The organism is Micromonospora sp. ALFpr18c (genome assembly GCF_008868155.1).
Taxonomy (GTDB): domain Bacteria; phylum Actinomycetota; class Actinomycetes; order Mycobacteriales; family Micromonosporaceae; genus Micromonospora.
Window position 1 is genome coordinate 1 of sequence record NZ_WBKR01000372.1, and the last position, 1,863, is coordinate 1,863.

The window sequence follows — 1,863 nt, forward strand, 5'->3', positions numbered from 1 at the left end:
GTGAGATCAGCGACAGCGCTCTGCACCGCATCGACGCCGCGCGGGCGAAGGCGCGCGCGCATCTGTGGAGCCTGCTACCGGCTGGCGTGCCGGAGGCGACCTACGCCGGTGGCCTGAGCATGGGCGACAGGAACTGCTCGTCTTCCTCGAAGACGAACTCCACGCCCGCGACATCACCCTGGAAATCCTCACCGGCATCTGCGCCGGCGTGCACCGCCCCGGCGGCGCCACCCTCGCCGACCGGCTCCTGTTCGCCGTCGCCGCCCTCGCCGCCGAGATGGAACGCGAACTGATCCGAGAGCGCACCCTCGACGGACTACGCGCCGCCGCCGCCGCCGGCCGACACGGCGGACGCCCCACCACCGTCACCGATGACATTCTCGCCATCGCCCGTGCCCGCCAGGCCCGCGGCGAATCCGTCACCACCATCGCCAGACACCTCAGCGTCGGCCGCTCCACCCTCTACCGGGCACTACAACCCCCTGACCAAGCGATTACGGCTTAGCGCCGGATCCACTGCCATTGGTCCCCAAGGGCCGATTCGGTACGCGGCCGCCCGGCCGGGCCACCTCGCCGAGCGGTCTTGGTGGACCCTCGCCCGGGTGCGGATCGTGCGGGAGACCACTGTGGGCGCGGTCGACCCGATGATGGCCCGGACCTTCCGCATCGGTGAGGAACTGACGATGAACCAGCGCGGCCGCGCCGGTGATGAGGTGCTGCGGGACTGCTGGTGGCCGTCGACCGACATCGACGGCGCGCACATCATCGCCGCCGACTGCGCCGAGGTCATCAAGGCCCTGGAGGACATCCCGCCGACCTGGACGGCCGCAGCGCTGACCGCCGAGCAGGTCCGGACCCCCGACGAGCCGCTCTACCACGGATGGACCCGGCCGAATGCATGCCTGCCTGTTGTCCAGGCATAGTGACGGATATCACTAAAAACAAGGTGCATGAACCTAGTCGTCGGCTGTGTACGTTCAGATTGTATACACATTTGACAGGCTCCGATCAAAAGATTAAAGAGAGGAATTGCGCAGTGAATAGCGAGCAGACGTTGAGTAGGGAAGCGCTCGTGGCGGGAGTGATATATCTTAATTATATTCTCGGCTCAACAGAACAGCCAGAACACAGGAACCCGCAACTGCCGAGGGCGGATAGTAGGCTCTACGTGGAAGTTGGAAACACGCACCATGAGACGGACGTATATCAGGAACTGAACCAACTAAAGAATCCGCAGAGCCCGGCGTGCGTGAGGAGAGGCTCTGCGGTGTTCTGGAATCTGATGCAGGCCGGATTTACTTTGGAGCAGATTGGGCCAGCCTCCTACAAGATACATCAATCGACGCCTGTCGACCGGCTGATAAGTGCAACCACTGTTCCGCGAAATGAACCAGTATTTTCGGGGATTTCAGACACAAATTTCTACGCCGTATTGAGGACTGTTTCGCCCGCTTCCAGTCAAAACGCGAGCACTCCCATGGTGGTCGCATCATCCTCTATGCATGCGGCAATCCAGTCGCCTGCGGCTGCGCAGGCAGGTAGAGGTGGACCTTCCGGGTCGGGTCCGGCTTCCACCTCATCGGGCGCGGCGTGGTCCTTTTCGAATCCGGCTTCCACCACGCGAGGCCAAACGCCTCGTTGAAACCTTTGGCCGTGTCAGCCTCGATCCGTCAGAGGGTATTGATCCCTTGGTACGGCTTTCGGCTTGACCGTTTTGTCCCTTATGGTGTGAGGTGTGTGCGTCGTCTGTCACGACGGTGTGCCGGGTCTCCGATTCCCGGGGTGCGGCCCTTTCCGGCTCGCTGGGACGGTTGTTGCTGGTCAGGTGGGTGTGGGTAGGGCGTTCAGGCGTTGCCAGCAGAG

At 63.1% G+C, this 1,863-nt stretch carries 2 protein-coding genes; both read left to right on the forward strand.

Annotated elements, in window-relative coordinates; translation table 11 throughout:
• The first annotated feature begins 64 nt into the window (after nt 1-64).
• Nucleotides 65-505: a helix-turn-helix domain-containing protein gene (locus F8271_RS31145; protein ID WP_151493353.1), complete on the forward strand. Its 441-nt coding sequence runs from the start codon at nt 65-67 to the stop codon at nt 503-505.
• Between the two features lie 106 nt (nt 506-611).
• Nucleotides 612-923, forward strand: a complete 312-nt coding sequence (locus F8271_RS31150; protein ID WP_151493354.1) for a hypothetical protein — start codon at nt 612-614, stop codon at nt 921-923.
• Nucleotides 924-1,863 lie beyond the last annotated feature (940 nt).